This is a genomic window from Geobacillus genomosp. 3 (genome assembly GCF_000445995.2).
In the GTDB taxonomy this organism is placed as follows: domain Bacteria; phylum Bacillota; class Bacilli; order Bacillales; family Anoxybacillaceae; genus Geobacillus.
This window is the reverse complement of the sequence record NC_022080.4, coordinates 2,660,281-2,674,822: the sequence shown is the minus strand read 5'-3', so window position 1 is coordinate 2,674,822 and position 14,542 is coordinate 2,660,281. Positions and strand designations below refer to the sequence as shown.

The 14,542-nt window shown below is 55.7% G+C and carries 16 protein-coding genes and 1 pseudogene; 9 read left to right on the top strand and 8 right to left on the bottom strand.

Annotated features, from left to right (window positions below):
* Window positions 1–177: 177 nt before the first annotated feature.
* Window positions 178–1,689: a response regulator transcription factor gene (locus tag M493_RS13335; protein ID WP_020960890.1), complete on the bottom strand. Its 1,512-nt coding sequence runs from the start codon at window positions 1,687–1,689 to the stop codon at window positions 178–180.
* A gap of 216 nt (window positions 1,690–1,905) precedes the next feature.
* On the opposite strand from M493_RS13335, the gene M493_RS13330 reads away from it, so the two are divergent.
* Window positions 1,906–2,427, top strand: coding sequence for a MogA/MoaB family molybdenum cofactor biosynthesis protein (locus tag M493_RS13330; protein WP_020960889.1), 522 nt, complete (start codon window positions 1,906–1,908; stop codon window positions 2,425–2,427).
* 108 nt (window positions 2,428–2,535) lie between these two features.
* On the opposite strand, the pseudogene M493_RS13325 reads toward M493_RS13330, so the two are convergent.
* Window positions 2,536–2,737: pseudogene (locus tag M493_RS13325) on the bottom strand (AMP-binding protein); the annotation flags it as partial.
* Entirely contained in the window at window positions 2,734–3,054 is a 321-nt protein-coding gene (locus M493_RS13320) for a hypothetical protein (RefSeq protein WP_020960888.1), read from the bottom strand. The gene M493_RS13320 and the pseudogene M493_RS13325, both read right to left, overlap by 4 nt.
* A 180-nt stretch (window positions 3,055–3,234) precedes the next feature.
* Here M493_RS13320 and M493_RS13315 point away from each other — a divergent pair, with 180 nt between their 5' ends.
* Together M493_RS13315 and argH are read left to right on the top strand one after the other, a co-directional pair.
* Window positions 3,235–4,455 (top strand): argininosuccinate synthase, encoded by a 1,221-nt coding sequence (locus M493_RS13315; RefSeq protein ID WP_020960887.1) that lies wholly within the window; start codon window positions 3,235–3,237, stop codon window positions 4,453–4,455.
* A gap of 49 nt (window positions 4,456–4,504) precedes the next feature.
* Window positions 4,505–5,884: an argininosuccinate lyase gene (gene argH / locus M493_RS13310; RefSeq protein WP_020960886.1), complete on the top strand. Its 1,380-nt coding sequence runs from the start codon at window positions 4,505–4,507 to the stop codon at window positions 5,882–5,884.
* A gap of 67 nt (window positions 5,885–5,951) precedes the next feature.
* Here argH and M493_RS13305 read toward each other — a convergent pair whose 3' ends face one another.
* The gene (locus M493_RS13305) at window positions 5,952–6,398 is read right to left on the bottom strand and encodes a universal stress protein (RefSeq protein ID WP_020960885.1); all 447 of its coding nucleotides are present in this window, start codon (window positions 6,396–6,398) and stop codon (window positions 5,952–5,954) included.
* 114 nt (window positions 6,399–6,512) lie between these two features.
* On the opposite strand from M493_RS13305, the gene M493_RS18730 reads away from it, so the two are divergent.
* The 3 genes from M493_RS18730 to ald all read left to right on the top strand — a co-directional run bounded on the left by M493_RS18730 (window position 6,513) and on the right by ald (window position 8,717).
* On the top strand, window positions 6,513–6,653 hold the full coding sequence (locus tag M493_RS18730) for a hypothetical protein (protein ID WP_020960884.1): 141 nt from the start codon (window positions 6,513–6,515) through the stop codon (window positions 6,651–6,653).
* 96 nt (window positions 6,654–6,749) lie between these two features.
* Entirely contained in the window at window positions 6,750–7,514 is a 765-nt protein-coding gene (locus M493_RS13300) for an SDR family oxidoreductase (protein WP_041267981.1), read from the top strand.
* An 84-nt stretch (window positions 7,515–7,598) separates the two neighbouring features.
* Window positions 7,599–8,717, top strand: a complete 1,119-nt coding sequence (gene ald, locus M493_RS13295) for an alanine dehydrogenase (RefSeq protein WP_023817702.1) — start codon at window positions 7,599–7,601, stop codon at window positions 8,715–8,717.
* An 84-nt stretch (window positions 8,718–8,801) separates the two neighbouring features.
* Here the strand turns inward: ald and M493_RS13290 are convergent, their stop codons facing one another.
* Window positions 8,802–9,896: a M24 family metallopeptidase gene (locus M493_RS13290; protein ID WP_020960881.1), complete on the bottom strand. Its 1,095-nt coding sequence runs from the start codon at window positions 9,894–9,896 to the stop codon at window positions 8,802–8,804.
* A gap of 138 nt (window positions 9,897–10,034) precedes the next feature.
* Here M493_RS13290 and M493_RS13285 point away from each other — a divergent pair, with 138 nt between their 5' ends.
* Together M493_RS13285 and M493_RS13280 are read left to right on the top strand one after the other, a co-directional pair.
* Window positions 10,035–10,715 (top strand): metal-dependent hydrolase, encoded by a 681-nt coding sequence (locus M493_RS13285; protein WP_020960880.1) that lies wholly within the window; start codon window positions 10,035–10,037, stop codon window positions 10,713–10,715.
* A 115-nt stretch (window positions 10,716–10,830) separates the two neighbouring features.
* Window positions 10,831–12,138: a CBS domain-containing protein gene (locus M493_RS13280; RefSeq protein WP_020960879.1), complete on the top strand. Its 1,308-nt coding sequence runs from the start codon at window positions 10,831–10,833 to the stop codon at window positions 12,136–12,138.
* 67 nt (window positions 12,139–12,205) lie between these two features.
* Here the strand turns inward: M493_RS13280 and M493_RS13275 are convergent, their stop codons facing one another.
* A complete protein-coding gene (locus M493_RS13275; RefSeq protein ID WP_020960878.1) occupies window positions 12,206–12,514 on the bottom strand; it encodes a YtpI family protein in 309 nt (102 codons plus the stop codon).
* A 100-nt stretch (window positions 12,515–12,614) separates the two neighbouring features.
* Between M493_RS13275 and M493_RS13270 the strand changes: the two genes are divergently transcribed.
* Window positions 12,615–13,562, top strand: a complete 948-nt coding sequence (locus M493_RS13270) for a DHH family phosphoesterase (RefSeq protein WP_020960877.1) — start codon at window positions 12,615–12,617, stop codon at window positions 13,560–13,562.
* Between the two features lie 125 nt (window positions 13,563–13,687).
* Here the strand turns inward: M493_RS13270 and ytrI are convergent, their stop codons facing one another.
* Window positions 13,688–14,191: a sporulation membrane protein YtrI gene (ytrI, locus tag M493_RS13265; RefSeq protein WP_020960876.1), complete on the bottom strand. Its 504-nt coding sequence runs from the start codon at window positions 14,189–14,191 to the stop codon at window positions 13,688–13,690.
* A complete protein-coding gene (locus M493_RS13260; RefSeq protein WP_008880866.1) occupies window positions 14,188–14,529 on the bottom strand; it encodes a YtrH family sporulation protein in 342 nt (113 codons plus the stop codon). Before M493_RS13260 ends, ytrI begins: the two co-directional genes overlap by 4 nt.
* Between the last annotated feature and the right edge of the window lie 13 nt (window positions 14,530–14,542).

Genomic DNA, 14,542 nt, shown 5'->3' with positions numbered 1-14,542 from the left:
AGCGACTTGTGTGTGTTCGCCGAACGGTAAGCCGCACACAAGAACCCTTTACGCTTCCCTTCGTTCCGAAGGTGTCCGTTCTAGCCATATTCGATCATATTCGTTGGCTGACGCCAACCGAAATTCATCTCCCATTTTCACTTCGCTTAGAAGTGGGAGACTTCTTTCGGGAAGATGTTAAATGATTCCGTCGCGAATCGCTTTCACAATCGCCTCGGTCCGGTTTTTGGCGTTCATTTTTTGCAAGATGGCCGATACATAGTCGCGCACCGTGTATTCGCTTAAATGGAGACGCTTTGCCGCCTCATACGTCGAGGCCCCTTCGGCGACGAGCTTCAACACTTCCATTTCCCGCGGCGACAAGTGCGGGGCAGGATGGGACCATTCGGGGCGGCCGCCGCTGAATTTCGCCAGCACTTCCCCGGCGCTTTGGCCGAATTTCATGACGGCAGTAAAAATATCGCTCGAGAGCGTAAACGGCCGGCCAGGCCCTTGATCCAAAATGGCTGCGCCGATGAGCCGGCTTTCCGACGGGGCATACACTGGGGCGATGACGATCGACTCGAGCTGAAACTGCTTGACATATTTCACCGGCAGCCCTTCCGCCGCATCTGCCATGTAGATAGGCGGCACGTTCGCCATATGGCTGCCGAGCAGCTCGAGCTGTTGCATGTACTGTTTAATGAGCGGCAAGCCGTTCAGGCTTTCGTGAATGCTTTTGATTTTGTCATTGTCGAGCTTATAGCCGTAAAGGCCGAATCCGCTTTCATTGGCGCTCGAGTAGGCGAACAGCGCGCACCGTTCAAACGGCAAATAGGTGACAAAACCGGAGGCGATGTATTCGACCGCCTGCTGCAGCGATTTGGCACGCATAATCCAACGGTCGAACAAAATGACGGCATCTTTCCAAAGCTGGTCCTGCTTTGTTTGTTCGAGCGCCATGCCCCCGGCGTGGAACAGCTCGAGCGCATGCAGGAGAAACGGAAGCACTTGCTGCTCCGTTTCACCGGTGCAAAACAGGAAAACGGTTTCTTCCCACGGAAGCGGAATGACGCGCCGCTTCTTTCCCGTCTTTGGCATGCGGGAAAGCAGCTGCTCGGACAGAGAAAAAATCGTGTCCGCTTCGAGCGTCGGAACGTCGTCCGGAAGCCAGTCCGTTTCTCCGTATAGTTTTTGAATCGAAAAACGGCCGTCCGTCTTGTCCAGTTGGGCGATCCACTCAATCGGAAGCTGCCTGGAAGCGGCGAGCTGCTCCAAAAAACGGCCGATGTCCGGCTCGCCGTCGGTCGTTTGGGAAAAGGCGGCTTCATACATTTTGGAAAACAAATATTGGACCGCCTGCCGGTCGTAAAACGTGCTGCCAGGCGCGGACTGCACCACCTCATGAACAGCGTTTTCCAGCAGCGTGAACACAAACGTCACTTTGTTTGAAGGCGCAAAATGAGGATCGGTCCGCCAAGCTTCGCCGACAGCTTTCAGCCATTCGCGGACTTCGCCGCCCGTTTTGGAAAAATAGCAGGAAAGCAGGCGAATGGCTGTTTCCACTAAAGGAGCCGCTAAATGCCCTTTTTCTTGCAAGTCGCGCCATTTTTCATGCCAGCGGGCGACGATGGGCCCGTGATGCTGCCCGATGACCGTCATCCCATCTTGCAAAACGGACTGCAGCTTTTCGTTTAACGTGCGATGCAACGCTCTTCCCTCCTTCCCCTACACCGATCCCCTCCGCATAAATGGATAGACGCGTTTCCCCTATGTGTTAATATTATAACAATTCTGTCTATTATATAACAAATATTTTTGTCCAAAAGTGTACAAGATTTGCGCTCATGGGCGTTCCGCTTCGCGCCGGCGGGAAGGATGTTTTTGCTATACTATAGGTAACCGAATGCAAAGGAGATGAAACCGATGAGCACAAGCGAACATAAACAAGAAGCCCCCAAAACCGTCCGCTGCAAAGTCATCACCGTCAGCGACACAAGAACCGAGGAAACCGACCGGAGCGGCCGGCTGATGATCGAGCTGCTCACGGAATCCGGACATGAGGTCGCCGGCTATGAAATCGTGAAAGATGAAGCGGACGCCATTCGCGCGGCGGTGCTCGACGGCTGCCGCCGCCTTGACGTCGACGTCGTGCTCACGAACGGCGGCACCGGCATCGCCAAGCGCGACGTCACGATCGAAACGGTCGGCGCGCTGCTCGAGAAAGAGCTCGTCGGCTTTGGCGAGCTGTTCCGTTTCTTAAGCTATACGGAAGACATCGGCCCAGCCGCCATGCTGTCGCGCGCCGTCGCCGGCGTGGCGATGGACACCGCCGTCTTTTGCACCCCCGGCTCGACCGGCGCCGTGCGCCTCGCGATGACGAAGCTTATTTTGCCTGAGCTTGGGCATGTCGTGCGGGAGATTCGGAAGGATAGGGCGCCGCGTTGACGAAAAGAGAACATAAGCGAAAAAGAGGATGCCCGCTGCGGGCATCCTCTTTCATTCATCAAGCCTTGATGCATTTTTCCCGTTCTTGATTGCGCAGGATGAAGCGCTTAGCATCAACGTCTCCGACAAGCCATAATGGTCGTGGATCGTGACGCCCACATGTTCTTGGAAAAAAGCGGATGACTTCCGGATTGAGCGGTTCGCCGGCCGAGCTCATGGCGTGCACGTTCAGCTGATAGCGGCGAATGACGTCCGCGCCGGCTGCCGCCATCGCCCGGTACGCGGTCGGGGCGTACGCGAAGTTGGTCATCCCGTCCCTTCCTTTTCAAAGGAAACATGGGGACTGACCCGATACCAAATCCATAAATCATTGATGATGGAAGCGAGTTCCGCTACTTCCGCATTCAGCTGGCACGAGCGTTCGAAGTCGGTTTCGCGGCCGAGTTCGTCTTGCTTTTCATCGATTTTCCGCTCCAGGGCGGCGATGCGGTCGGGGATCAAGCCGCGGATCGCCTCCCACTCAAGCAAAATCGCCTCTTGCTCATCTGCGCTGTAGTCGTCCCAAGGCTTGTCCAAATGCGGCAGGCGGATGCCGAGCCGCTTGTCGTCGATGAAGATGCCGTTCATTCCCTCTGCCTCCTTTTCTTCTATTATACGAAACCTTCCTGCATATCGGTGAGGAATTTTTATTCTTTTTGTTGAATATGTATTGAAAAATGATCCGAAAGCTGATAAAGTGATAATGTGCTCAATTTGAATATTTATTTATGATTAAGTATATTTATGTGACAGGAGAGGGGAACGACCATGGCAAATCCAAAATTGGTGTTGGCCTATTCTGGCGGTTTAGATACATCGGTGGCAATCAAATGGCTCCAGGAGCGCGGCTATGATGTGATCGCGTGCTGCTTGGACCTTGGGGAAGGAAAAGACCTTGATTTCGTGAAAGAAAAAGCGCTCAAAGTCGGCGCGATCAAATCGTACGTGATCGACGTCAAAGACGAGTTTGCGAACGAGTATGCGCTCATCGCTCTGCAGGCAAACGCCTTGTATGAAGGGAAATATCCGCTCGTCTCGGCGCTGTCGCGTCCGCTCATCGCGAAAAAACTCGTTGAAATCGCCGAGCTCGAAGGCGCGGTGGCGGTCGCTCACGGCTGCACGGGGAAAGGGAACGACCAAGTGCGCTTTGAAGTGTCGATCAAAGCGCTCAATCCGGATTTGGACGTCATCGCCCCGGTGCGCGAATGGAGCTGGTCGCGCGAGGAAGAAATCGAATATGCGAAACAGCACGGCATTCCGATTCCGGTCGATCTGGACAGCCCGTTTTCGATTGACCAAAACTTATGGGGCCGCAGCAACGAGTGCGGCATTTTGGAAGATCCGTGGGCCGCGCCGCCGGAAGAAGCGTACGAGCTCACCGCTTCGCTTGAAAATGCCCCGGATGTGCCGGATGTGATTGAAATCGGCTTTGAACAAGGTGTGCCGGTGACGTTAAACGGGAAGGCATACCCGCTCGCGCAGCTCATTTTGGAGTTGAACGCGTTGGCCGGCAAGCACGGCGTCGGGCGCATCGACCATGTCGAAAACCGCCTTGTCGGCATCAAATCGCGCGAAGTGTACGAATGCCCGGGCGCCATGACCTTGATCAAAGCGCATAAAGAGCTCGAAGATTTGACATTGGTGCGGGAAGTCGCCCATTTCAAACCGCTCATCGAGCAAAAAATCGCCGAAGTCATCTACAACGGCCTTTGGTTTTCGCCGCTTAAAGACGCGCTCGTCGCGTTTTTGAAGGAAACGCAGAAAAACGTCACCGGCGTCGTGCGCGTGAAGTTGTTTAAAGGCCATGCGATCGTCGAAGGGCGCAAATCGCCGTTCTCGCTCTATGATGAAAAATTGGCGACATATACGTCAGAAGACGAGTTTGACCATCAAGCAGCCGTCGGGTTCATCACGCTGTACGGCTTGCCGACGAAAGTCAACAGCATCGTGAACAAGCAAAACAAAGCGTCGGTGCCGACCGGCCAATAAACCATCGGGAACAGGAAGGAGGAAGTCGCATTCCTCTGCGGCGAGATTCGTGAAAAAACTTTGGGGCGGACGGTTTACGAAAACAGCGGAAGAATGGGTCGACGAGTTCGGCGCGTCGATCCCGTTCGACCAGGAGCTGGTGGAAGAAGACATCGAGGGCAGCCTCGCCCATGTGACGATGCTCGGCGAGTGCGGCATTTTGCCGGCGGAAGACGTCGAGAAGATCAAAGGCGGGCTGAACCGCCTGTTGGAAAAAGCCAAGCGAGGGGAACTCGAGTTTTCCGTGGCGTATGAAGACATCCATTTAAACATTGAAAAAATGTTGATCGACGACATCGGTCCGGTCGGCGGCAAGCTACACACCGGACGGAGCCGGAACGACCAAGTGGCGACCGACATGCATTTATACTTGCGCAAGCGCGTTGCGGAGATTCTTGGCCTCATCCGCGGGCTGCAGCGGGCGCTTGTCGCGCAGGCGGAAACGCACGTCGAGACGATCATGCCCGGGTATACGCATTTGCAGCGGGCGCAGCCGATTTCGTTTGCCCACCATCTGCTCGCATATGTGTGGATGCTCGAGCGCGACTATGAACGGTTTTCCGAGTCGCAAACGCGCATCAACAAGTCGCCGCTCGGCGCCGGGGCGCTCGCCGGGACGACGTTTCCGATCGACCGCGGGCGGACGGCGGAGCTGTTGGGCTTTGCCGGCATTTACGAAAACAGCTTGGACGCTGTGAGCGACCGCGATTTCATCATCGAATTTTTGAGCAACAGCTCGATGCTCATGATGCACCTGTCGCGGCTCGCCGAAGAGCTCATTCTTTGGTCAAGCCAAGAGTTTCAGTTCATTGAGCTCGATGATGCGTTTGCGACCGGCAGCAGCATCATGCCGCAAAAGAAAAACCCGGACATGGCCGAGCTCATCCGCGGCAAAACCGGCCGCGTGTACGGCCACTTGATGGCGCTCCTTACGGTGATGAAAGGGCTGCCGCTCGCCTACAACAAAGACATGCAAGAAGATAAGGAAGGCATGTTCGATACGGTGAAGACGGTCGTCGGGTCGTTGAAAATTTTCACCGGCATGATTGAGACGATGAACGTGCGCACAGACGTCATGGAGCGGGCGACGAAGCAGGACTTTTCGAACGCGACCGAGCTCGCCGATTACTTGGCCGCCAAAGGCGTCCCGTTCCGCGAGGCGCATGAAATCGTCGGCAAGCTCGTGCTGCTTTGCATTGAGAAAGGCGTCTTTTTGGCCGACTTGCCGCTTGAGGTGTATCAGGAGGCGTCGCCGCTCTTTGACGAAGACATTTATGACGCCTTGAACCCGCGCACGGCCGTCAACCGCCGCAACAGCGCCGGCGGCACCGGTTTTGCCGAAGTGCGGGCGGCGATTGAAAAAGCGAAAGAAAAGCTAAACACCCCGTAACGGCGGGGTGTTTTTTTGGCATTCACCGGCGGCGCAGAGAATGGATGCGTTCGTTGGGCGCGGAAGGCTATTCTTTCGGCGTCCGCACAACAAGCACATCGCATTTCGCATGGCGGACGATGTTTTCCGAGACGCTGCCAATGAGCAGCCGTTCGACGGCGTTTAATCCGGTTGCGCCGCAAATGATCAAATCGGCTTTATATTTCGGCGCCACTTCTTTGGCGATTTTCACTTTCGGCGAGCCGAACTCGATATCGGTCTCGACGTCATTGAGCCCGGCGGCGATGGCTTCGTTTTTATACCGCTCGAGCAGTTCGTTTGCATACTGTTCCGACCGTTCGGCAAGGGCATAATCGTGCGCCTCGACCGTCGTAAAGCCGCGCAAGTCGATGATATGGGACAAAATGAGCTTCGCCCCGTTTCGCTTGGCGATTTGGATCGCTTTTTTCAACGCCCATTCCGCTTCCTTCGAGCCATCGACGGCGACGACGATCGTTTTGTATATTGTGGTCATATTCTCCCACTCCCTTTGGATAAAAATGTTATCTCTATATATAGTATACCCTCGTTTGACTGGCGGGAAACTAGACCATATATTGAGATTTTGTGAAAAAAGGGAGGAAGGGCGATGGAAAAGCGGTATGACGGCTGGAAGTATGAGGAAGAAGAAGTGCAGACGATCACCGAACAAATTACCGAATCGTACGAGAGTGGCATTATTGAGGATGATGAATCGTATTACGACCCGCGCCGCGAAGTCGGCGAATAACCATGGCGCCTATGCGCTATGGTTATTTTTTTGTATTCCTCCTTGTTTGTAGTAAAGTAAAAATGAGACAGCAAATCGTGATGAGGAGGGAGAATGGTGCGGCATGCGTTGATCACGGCCGGAGCGAAAGGATTGGGGAGAAAGGTGACCGAGCTGCTGCTTGAGAAAGGCTATTCGGTGACGGTGAACTACCGGAGCGACGAACAGGCGGTGCACTCGCTTGCTGAGAAACACCGCAGTGCCGCCGACCGCCTTCAGTTTGTGAAAGGGGATGTAACAAGAAAAGAGGATTTGACGCGGTTGGTGGATGCGGCCATGGAGCGGTACGGCCGCATTGATTGCCTCATTAACAACGCAGGTCCTTACATTTTTGAGCGGAAAAAGCTGGCCGATTATACGGACGATGAATGGTATACGATGATCGAAGGAAACTTAAGCGCGGTGTTTCATTTAGTGAAGCGGACGGTCCCGATTATGCGCCGCCAACGGTTTGGCCGCATCATTACGTACGGATTTCAAGGAGCGGCCGATGCGCCGGGATGGTTGTACCGCTCGGCGTTCGGGGCGGCGAAAGTCGGGCTCGTGTCGCTGACGAAAACGATCGCCTTGGAGGAAGCGGGATACGGCATCACCGCCAATATGGTATGCCCAGGCAACATTGTCGGCGCTATGAAGGAAGCCGGGATCGCCGCTGCTCGCGCCAAGCCGGATGCCGAAGCGCCGGTCGGGCGCCCGGGCACGGGTGAAGACATCGCCCGCGTCATCGCTTTTTTGTGTGACGATGATTCGGATTTCATCACCGGGGCGGTCATTGACGTCACGGGCGGAGAGAACGTCATTTATCGTCACGTTTTCCAATAAGTGCGCCTGACCGCGTTCTGTTTGCTTTCTGGCCGAAAGGGAAACAATAAGGGAGTGAACGGAACGGAAAAAGGAGGAAAAACGATGAAAATCGGCATTCCGAAGGAAATCAAAAACAACGAAAACCGCGTCGCCATCACCCCGGCCGGCGTGATGACGCTCGTCAAAGCCGGGCATGACGTGTATGTCGAAACGAATGCCGGCGCCGAATCCGGCTTCACCGACAGCGAGTATGAAAAAGCCGGCGCGGTGATCGTGCCGAACGCGGAAGACGCCTGGGCGGCGGAGATGGTGTTGAAAGTGAAAGAGCCGCTGCCGGAAGAGTTTCGCTACTTCCGTCCAGGGCTCATTTTGTTTACGTATTTGCATTTGGCGGCGGCCGAAGCGCTCACGAAAGCGCTTGTCGAGCAAAAGGTGGTCGGCATCGCTTACGAGACGGTGCAGCTGGCGAACGGCTCGCTGCCGCTGTTGACGCCGATGAGCGAAGTCGCCGGCCGCATGTCGGTGCAAGTCGGCGCCCAATTTCTTGAAAAGCCGCACGGCGGGAAAGGCATTTTGCTTGGCGGAGTCCCTGGGGTGCGGCGCGGCAAAGTGACGATCATCGGCGGCGGAACGGCGGGGACGAACGCGGCAAAAATCGCGGTCGGGCTCGGGGCGGACGTGACGATTTTGGACATTAACGCCGAGCGGCTCCGCGAGTTGGATGACTTGTTCGGCGACCACGTGACGACCTTGATGTCCAACTCGTACCATATCGGCGAGTGCGTGCGCGAATCGGACTTGGTCGTCGGCGCTGTCTTGATCCCGGGGGCGAAAGCGCCGAAGCTGGTGACGGAAGAGATGGTGCGCTCGATGATGCCAGGGTCGGTGTTGGTCGACATTGCCATCGACCAAGGCGGCATTTTCGAAACGACCGACCGCGTCACGACGCACGATGACCCGACATATGTCAAGCACGGCGTCGTCCATTACGCCGTCGCCAACATGCCGGGCGCGGTGCCGCGCACATCGACGTTCGCCTTAACGAACGTCACGATCCCGTACGCCTTGCAAATCGCCAACAAAGGCTACCGCACCGCCTGTCTCGACAACCCGGCGCTGTTAAAAGGGATCAACACGCTTGACGGGCACATCGTGTACGAAGCCGTGGCGGCGGCGCACAACATGCCGTATACGGATGTTCATTCTGTGCTTACAGGATGAAGAGGGAAAAAGCTGTCCGACCGGTCTGCAGACAGAGCCGGCGGACAGCTTTTTTGCTGCGCTCATGCGCCGACAACGTTCCCGTTATACCATAAGCAGCTCCTTCGAAAACGACGTCAACACCTCAACGCCGCCGTTTGTGACGGCGACGTCGTCTTCAATGCGCACGCCGCCGATGGACGGAATGTAAATGCCCGGTTCGATCGTAAACACCATGCCGGGGGCGAGCGGCTCGCTATTTGCGCCATGAAGCGACGGGTATTCGTGGATTTCGATTCCTAAGCCGTGGCCGACGCGGTGAGTGAAATAGTTCCCGTAGCCGGCTTCGGTGATGACGGTTCGGGCGGCGCCATCGACCGCTTTCATGGCTGTTCCCGGCCGGCAGACGTCGATGGCGGCTTGTTGGGCGCGCCGGACGGTGTCGTACATGAGCCGCTGTTCGTCGCTTGCCGTTTGACAAATGACGGTGCGGGTGATGTCCGAACAATACCCGTCCACGATGACGCCTAAATCGAACAAGACGAAATCGCCCGGTGCGACCGCCGCTGTCCCCGGCGCGCCGTGCGGGTCGGCCGTTTTCGCGCCGGTGAGCACGGTCGTCGGAAACGACATCGCTTCGACGCCGAGTTTTTTCAGCTCATATTCAATGACGGCGACAAGTTCAAGCTCTGTCACGCCCGGGCGGATGGCCGAAACGCCGATTTCGACCGCCTTGTCGGCGAGCTCCGCCGCCTGGCGCAGCGCTTTCATTTCTTGTTCGTCTTTGATCAGGCGAAGCTGGCGCAGCTTATCTTCGGCATCGAGCCATTGGCTGTTCGGAAACAGCGCCGAGAGCCGCTCGAAGCGGGCGAACGACAAATCGTTTTTCTCAACGGCAATCGAGACGGCCTTGATGCCGCGCGCTTTGAGGTGGCGGTGGATGTCGTCCCACGGGTCGGCGCTGTCGTCATAGCCGATCACCGTATACCGAAAGCCGCTCCGGCGGGCGCGCGGCGCTTCCATTTGCGGACAGACGAGCGCCGGTTCGCCGTCAGGAAAGACCAAAAGCGCCAGCAGCCGTTCGTGCGGGTCGCAAAAAAAGCCGCTCAAATAAAACACGTTCGCACTTGACGTGATGAAGGCGAATGAACTATGTTGTTGTTGAAGCCAAGAGGAAAATGCTTGCAGCCGTTTGTTCATCGTTCCCTTCCTTCCTTTTTTCACTGTTGTCCATTTTGAGCGTACCAAGAAACGGGCCGTTTGTAAATGGACAGGCGGGAAAAGAAGGAAATGGACGGATGGCGGCGAATCATGGGAATGGAAAGGAGAGATGTGGCGATGAAAATCAGCTACCATGGCCATTCGGTCGTCCGCGTGGAAACGAACGGAAAAACGATTTTGATCGACCCGTTCATCACCGGCAATGCGACGACCGATTTGAACGCAGCAGATGTGAAAGCGGATGTCATTTTGTTGACGCACGGGCACGGGGATCATGTCGGCGACACGGTGGAGATCGCCAAGCGGAACAACGCCCTCGTCGTGGCGACGTTTGAACTGGCGACGTATTTAAGCTGGCAAGGGGTCGAAACGTTCGGCATGAACATTGGCGGGGCGCGCCAATTTGATTTTGGCACGGTCAAGTTTACGCAGGCGTTCCATAGCTCCGGGTTTGTGACCGATGACAAGCAAATCATTTATTTAGGCATGCCGACCGGCATTTTGTTCACGGCCGAAGGCAAAACGATTTACCATGCCGGCGACACCGGGCTGTTTTCCGACATGAAGCTGATCGGCGAGCGCCATAACATCGATGTCGCATTCCTGCCGATCGGCGACAGCTTCACGATGGGGCCGGAAGACGCGGCGGTGGCGGCTGAATGGCTTGGAGCGAACCTCGTCGTACCGATCCATTACAACACGTTCCCGCCGATCGCCCAAGACCCGGAACGGTTCGTCTCGCTTCTGCCGCCGGGTGTCGGCCGCGCGCTGAAACCAGGCGAAAGCATCGAACTGTAACAGAGGCGCCCTCCCTAAAGCGGGAAGGGCGCTTTCTAATGGCCGGCGCGATCGTTGAATCCCCGCCGCTGCGCCCTGTATAATGAAAGTAACAACACGTAAAGGGTGAAGATCGTTGGCAACCAAACATGAACAAATTTTGGAATACATCCACCGGCTGCCGATCGGCGAAAAAATTTCCGTCCGGCAGATCGCGAAGGAAATGGGTGTGAGCGAAGGGACGGCGTACCGGGCGATCAAAGATGCGGAGAACAAAGGATACGTAAGCACCATCGAGCGCGTCGGCACGATTCGGATCGAGAAAAAGCGGAAAGAAAACATCGAAAAGCTCACGTACGCCGAAGTCGTCAACATTGTCGACGGACAAGTGCTCGGCGGCCGCGAGGGGCTGCACAAAACGCTCAATCGCTTCGTCATCGGAGCGATGCAGCTTGAAGCGATGATGCGCTACACGGGTGCGGGCGACTTGCTGATTGTTGGCAACCGGACGAAGGCGCATGAACTGGCGCTTGAAGCCGGGGCGGCCGTGCTCATCACCGGCGGGTTTGACACGGCCGACCACGTCAAAAAGCTCGCCGATGAGCGGCAGCTGCCGATCATTTCGACGAGCTACGATACGTTTACGGTTGCGACGATGATCAACCGGGCGATCTATGACCAGCTGATCAAAAAGGAGATTGTGCTCGTTGAGGACATTGTCACCCCTGTCGAGAAAACGGCCTATTTATATACAGACGATCCCGTCGAGCGCTGGTATACGTTAAATCGCGAGACGCGCCATAGCCGCTTTCCGGTCGTCGACGGACAGCTCAAAGTGCAAGGGATTGTGACGGCAAAAGACGTGCTCGATATGGACCGGCAGCTGCCGATTGAAAAAGTGATGACGAAGCAGCCGATTACGGTGAACGGAAAAACGTCGGTCGCGTTTGCTTCCCACATTATGGTATGGGAAGGCATCGAGCTCCTTCCGGTCGTCGATGACCATAACCGGCTGCAAGGGATCATCAGCCGCCAAGACGTATTAAAAGCGTTGCAAATGGCGCAGCGCCAGCCGCAAGTCGGCGAGACGATCGATGATCTCGTCACCGCCCAGTTCCGCGAGTCAGGCGACAAAGAGACGCTGTTTCGCTGCACGATCACCCCGCAAATGACGAACTACTTGGGGACGCTTTCTTATGGGGTGTTTACAACGATTGTCACCGAGGCGGCGGCGCGGATGCTGCGGGCGTACAAACGAGGGGATTTGGTGATGGAAAGCATCACGATTTATTTCATCAAGCCGGTGCAAATCGACAGCACAGTCGATGTGCAGGCGAAGCTTTTAGAGCTCGGACGCAAGTTCGGGAAAGTGGATGTCGAGGTGTATAACGAAGGGGCGATCGTCGGCAAGGCGATGATGATGTGCCAGCTGATCGATCGGTAAGCGGCAACGAAAAAAGGATGTCCATCCTTTGCGCCGGACATCCTCCTTTTTGTTGCGAACCCCGTGGTCAGCTTTGTTTCGCCGCTTTTTCCGCCTCTTCGACCGCCTGCGGCAAATAGTGACGGTAGGCACGGAAGCCGGCCCAAGCGCTGCCGAAGCCTAAGGCGATAAAGATGGCGGAGATGAGATACGTGACCGTCGTCTGGTATAAAAACAGCTGGTTGATGCCGAACAAGGCGACAAACAGTCCGAGCGCCGTGCTCGATTTTGCCGAGTAAAACTGGCGCTCCATCGGGCGTTGGGCGCGGACGTAGCGGATTTTATAATAGACGTAAAACGAAAAGAAAAATATAATGAAAATAACCAATACGGGCATGCTGGTTCCCTCCGTCGTCGATTTCTTTTTCCATTGTACATAGAAACACGGAAAAATGCCAGCGGTTGAAAATGACAGGCAAGAAAAAGGGGACGAAGTGATGAAAGACATCTGTCGGAACATTCTCGAAACGATTCGTCAATTTGACACGATCATCATCCACCGCCACGTGCGCCCGGACCCGGACGCGTACGGTTCGCAAGGCGGACTCGCAGCGCTGCTAAGGGCGTCATTTCCGGAAAAACAAGTGTATGCGGTCGGAACGGATGACCCGTCTTTATCGTTTTTGCGGAACATGGATGTCATTGACGATGACGTCTATGAACAGGCGCTCGTCATCGTCTGCGACACGGCGAACGAGGAGCGGATTTGCGACAGCCGCTACCGGCTCGGGCGGAAGCTCATTAAAATCGATCACCACCCGAACGATACGCCGTACGGTGACATCATGTGGGTCGACACCGATGCCAGCTCGACGAGCGAAATGATTTACGAACTGTATTTGGCCGGCAAAGACGACGGGTTGACGATGACCGCCGAGGCGGCGCGGTTAATTTATGCCGGCATCGTCGGCGACACGGGCCGTTTTTTGTTTCCGCGCACGAGCGAAAAAACGTTCCGCTATGCCGGGGAGCTCATTTCGCACGGTTTTTCGCTGACGGAACTGTACGACGGGTTGTATCGGACGAGCCTGCCACTCGCCCGTTTGAGTGGGTATGTGTTGGCGAATTTCACGATCGATGAAGGAGTGGCGGCGGTGAAAATGCCGCGGGCGCTGCTTGAGGAATACGGCGTCACGCCGCTTGAAGCGTCACAGCTTGTCGGGTTGCTCGGCAACATTGATGGCATCATCGCCTGGGTGTTTTTCGTTGAGGAGGAGAAGGAAATTCGCGTTCGCTTCCGTTCGAAAGGGCCGATCATCAATGTTGTCGCCAAACGGTACGGCGGCGGCGGCCATCCGTTGGCGGCCGGCGCGTCCATCGCTTCATGGGAAGAAGTCGACCGCATTGTGGACGATGTGAAAGCCGTTTGCCGGGCGGAACGGTAGCGGAAGGGGGCAAGGAGGTGCTGTGCGCTGTTTCCCCCTCTTTTGCCGCCTGATGAGGGGGCAGACGCTTTTTTCGGAGACGGGACGCCGTTTTGCCCCTCCTTTTTTGCGGGCTGCATGACGTATTAAAGGAGGGGCTTCAATTTCACTTCCACAGCCAAAAGGGTAAAAATGGTGAGTGTATGAATTTCCAACCGGTACGCTTTTTCGTGGATCGTATACGTTTTGTTTTCAATCGTCCGTTTGATCAGCTCGCGGCTGTTGTACACCGTTTCAATGTCTTTGGTGATCAAATGGGACAAATCTTCTTTCACGCTGTCTTCGATGCGGAACGCCGTGTATGAGTCAAGCTTATACTGCTCGGCATTGGCGAGGTGGACGGATACGTCTTGCACGGTCAGCTTTTTTTTCATTTCTTTGTTGTAATGGATATAGTCTTCCTGCCAAATGCGAATTTCGTTTTGCAAGTCGGCAATCTGCTCGTTGAGCTCATTGACGTGCCGCACTTGTTTTTCTTGCAGGACGCCGAAAATGTACAAAAACACAAACCAGCTGATGAGCGCCCCGATCGCTGCGCCGGCGAAAAAGCGCTGCCATGACGGGGATTGGTAATACGGAGGAATTCTCATGGCGAAATGTGCTCCTGCGTCAGCCACGTAATGATCGCGACCCCTGTTTGCGCGCCGCCCATGGCGGACAAAATAAGCAAAAATTGCCGCACAATATCTTTCGTTTCCCCAAGAAACAGCCCCCGCTCGACGACGTAAAACGTATCAAACGTCCCGCCGATGGCGGCGACGACCGCCCAAATGCGCAAATCGCCGGCGAACCGGTACATGGCGGTCAGCGGCTGGCCGCCGCTTAAAAAAGCGCCGAGCGCCCCGATGATGGCGCCGCCGAGCAACACGCCGACCGCGATGAAATAACTTTGAATAAACGCCGGCAAAAAGGCCACTTTTTCGTTCATTTGTTTTCCGCCC